This window comes from Pseudoalteromonas sp. (genome assembly GCF_041613455.1).
In the GTDB taxonomy this organism is placed as follows: domain Bacteria; phylum Pseudomonadota; class Gammaproteobacteria; order Enterobacterales; family Alteromonadaceae; genus Pseudoalteromonas.
In genome coordinates, this window is record NZ_JBFJHD010000287.1 from 1 (window position 1) to 3,228 (window position 3,228).

General features: G+C 44.3%; 3 protein-coding genes and 1 tRNA gene. 2 read left to right on the plus strand and 2 right to left on the minus strand.

Going from position 1 to position 3,228, the window contains the following annotated elements:
• Positions 1-135 precede the first annotated feature (135 nt).
• Positions 136-211: transfer RNA gene (locus ABYB02_RS16010), tRNA-Gly, on the minus strand.
• 175 nt (positions 212-386) lie between these two features.
• A complete protein-coding gene (orn, locus tag ABYB02_RS16015) occupies positions 387-932 on the minus strand; it encodes an oligoribonuclease (protein ID WP_372763382.1) in 546 nt (181 codons plus the stop codon).
• 121 nt (positions 933-1,053) lie between these two features.
• Between orn and rsgA the strand changes: the two genes are divergently transcribed.
• Positions 1,054-2,112 (plus strand): small ribosomal subunit biogenesis GTPase RsgA, encoded by a 1,059-nt coding sequence (rsgA, locus tag ABYB02_RS16020; protein ID WP_372763383.1) that lies wholly within the window; start codon positions 1,054-1,056, stop codon positions 2,110-2,112.
• 15 nt (positions 2,113-2,127) lie between these two features.
• The gene (asd, locus tag ABYB02_RS16025; protein ID WP_372763384.1) at positions 2,128-2,994 is read left to right on the plus strand and encodes an archaetidylserine decarboxylase; all 867 of its coding nucleotides are present in this window, start codon (positions 2,128-2,130) and stop codon (positions 2,992-2,994) included.
• The last annotated feature ends 234 nt before the right edge of the window (positions 2,995-3,228 follow it).

Genomic DNA, 3,228 nt, shown 5'->3' on the forward strand with positions numbered 1-3,228 from the left:
CTGTCAGCAATTAAGTAACTATTACTTATCAGCAGTGGGATTGAGTAAACAGTAAGTTGAGTATTAAATTATATGACTTTATGAGTAAGTTTGTAGGTTTGTTAGTTTTTAAAACAATGGGGAAATATAAGAGATTGGAGCGGCACACGAGGCTCGAACTCGTGACCTCGACCTTGGCAAGGTCGCGCTCTACCAACTGAGCTAGTGCCGCATTAAAGAGTAGTCAGTAATTTGTCCGTTGCTGCGCGACGGGTCGCGTTCAACATCCTGGCAACTGAGCTAGTGCCGCATTATATTTAAACAACTCAAACACACTAACCCCGCGGGGGTTATCGTCTTAAGCGGGGCAGGATTCTACAATAATATCGTGTGTTTGCAAGTGTTTTTTATAAATTAAAAAACTTTTCTCTGTAGACCTTTAATTCCATAATTGAATCTTTAATGTCGTCTAGCGCGAGATGTGAGCCTTTTTTGTTCACTTGTGCTAATACCTCTGGCTTCCAGCGACGTGCAAGCTCTTTAACGGTACTAACATCTAAGTTGCGATAATGGAAAAAGTCTTCCAGTTCACGCATATACTTATTCATAAAACGACGGTCTTGGCCTATTGAGTTACCACACATAGGTGAAGCGCCAGCAGGCACCCATTGCTTTAAAAACGCCAGCGTTTGCTCTACAGCGTAAGCCTCGTCATAAGAGCTTGCCTTACAGCGCGCAGTTAACCCTGACTTGCCATGCTGAGTTGTACACCACTCGTCCATACCATCAAGTAATTCATCACTTTGATGAATGGCAATCGTGGGACCTTCAGCTAATATATTCAAATCAGCATCAGTGACAACGGTTGCAATTTCGAGTATTTTATCGGTCTCAGGTTCGAGTCCGGTCATTTCAAGATCGAGCCAAATTAAGTTTGATTTATTAATAGTCATAATTACCTAAGCGGTGCTTTCCTTTAGATCCAGCGCATTTCGATATATCATATTAGCATCATACGTCGAGCTAAAGCTTTTTTAAATAAAAGCCGACTTTTAACTAAGGTTATAGGCCTCAATGGCAAAACAGAAAAAATTAAGTAAAGGCCAATCGCGTCAGATCAAGGCCAACCATCAAAAGCGTATTAACAGTGCGAGCGAGCGCTCGGCCAAAAAAGGCGCGCAACAATGGCAAACCGATAATTTAGGTCAGGTTGAAAATGCCATTGTGATCAGTCGCTTTGGCCAACATGCCGATGTTGAGACCGCTAATGGCGATGTGCTGCGCTGTAATATTCGTCGCACGGTATCTAATCTAGTCTGTGGCGATGAAGTATTATTTCGCCGCGCCAAAGTAAGCGAAGGCGACTTAGCCGGTGTGATTGAAGCTACACAAGAGCGCCGTTCGCAACTGACCCGCCCCGACTTTTACGACGGCGTGAAAGTTATTGCAGCCAATATAGACCAAATACTTATGGTGTCGGCAGTCTTGCCTGAGTTTACGCCAAGTATTATCGACCGTTACCTTATCGCCTGTGAAGATATGGGGATTGAGCCTATTTTAGTGCTCAATAAAATCGATTTAATTGATGCCGACGGTTTAAGCGAAATTCAACAGATACTCGATATTTACCGTAATCTCGACTACCAAGTATTGCTGGTAAGTAACATTACTGGTGAAGGCATAGATGAATTAAAAGATATTTTAGTGGGCAAAAATAATATTTTTGTTGGCCAAAGTGGTGTGGGTAAATCAACACTGGTCAATACCGTATTACCCAACGCGGAAATACTAACCAAAGAAGTATCCGAAAACAGTGGCTTAGGACAACACACCACCACAGTATCGCGCCTGCACCATTTACCTACCGGCGGTAATTTAATCGACTCGCCCGGCATACGTGAATTCGGCTTATGGCATTTAGAAGTTGAACGAGTAACGTGGTGCTTTAAGGAGTTTAGAGAATTTATTGGCGGCTGCCGCTTTAGAGACTGTAAACACTTAAACGATCCAGGCTGTATTATTAAACAAGCTGTGGCCGACGGCGATATTTCGCAGTTGCGCTTTGACAGCTACCACCGAATTTTAGAAACAATGGCCGATGGCCGTGCCGGTGCACGAGCACCGCGCGTTTAATTTAGGGAACAATCAGTGAGTTTAGATAAATTTAAAATTGCAATGCAGTACGCAATGCCAAAGCACTTTATTTCACGCGTAGTCGGAAAACTCGCCGCCGCTAAAGCGGGTGCATTAACTACCGCGTTAATTAAACTGTTTATCAAGCAATACAAAGTAGATATGAGCGAAGCTAAATACCCCGACCCAGCTCATTATGAAAGCTTTAATGAATTTTTTACCCGTCCGTTAAAAGACGGTGTACGCCCTATGGTTGAAAGTGACGATATCATTATTCACCCCGTAGACGGTGCTATTAGCCAACTTGGCGATATTGTTGATGGTCAGTTAATTCAAGCCAAAGGCCACGACTACAGCCTACAGGCATTACTGGGCGGCTCAGAGCAAGACACCGCGCCTTTTTTAGGCGGTAAATTTGCCACTATTTATTTAGCCCCTAAAGACTACCACCGTATTCATATGCCGATTAACGGCACCTTAAGTAAAATGATTTACGTGCCGGGCGATTTGTTTTCAGTAAACCCACTGACTGCGCAAAATGTGCCTAATTTATTTGCCCGTAATGAGCGTGTAGTGGCTATTTTTGAAACCGAAATCGGCCCGCTTGCCATGGTACTGGTTGGCGCAACGATTGTTGCCAGCATCGAAACTATTTGGGCTGGTACAGTAACACCACCCGCAGGTAGCGATGTGTTTAGTTGGAATTACCCAACCAAGGGCGATAATGCCATTACCCTGAAAAAAGGCGCAGAAATGGGCCGCTTTAAACTAGGCTCTACCGTGGTGCTTGCTTGGGGTAAAGATCAAGCCGATATTCTTGACGACCAATTACCAGAAACAGTGACACGTTTAGGCACCGCCTTTGCAAAAATTGATGATTAAGACATAGCTGTCAGGTATCAGGTATCAGGTATCAGGTATCATGTATCAGGTATCAGGTATCAGGTTAGTGAAATTAAACACCGCGTTTAGTGCAATAAACGCGGTGTTTTATTTTTCAGCGAGTTAAAAATTCAATATGCTCGGGCGTCGGGCTTCGGGCTTCGGGCTTCGGGCTTCGGGCTTCGGGCTTCGCAAGTGATTTTGCACCACAGAGAGCACCGAGGCGCTGCGCGC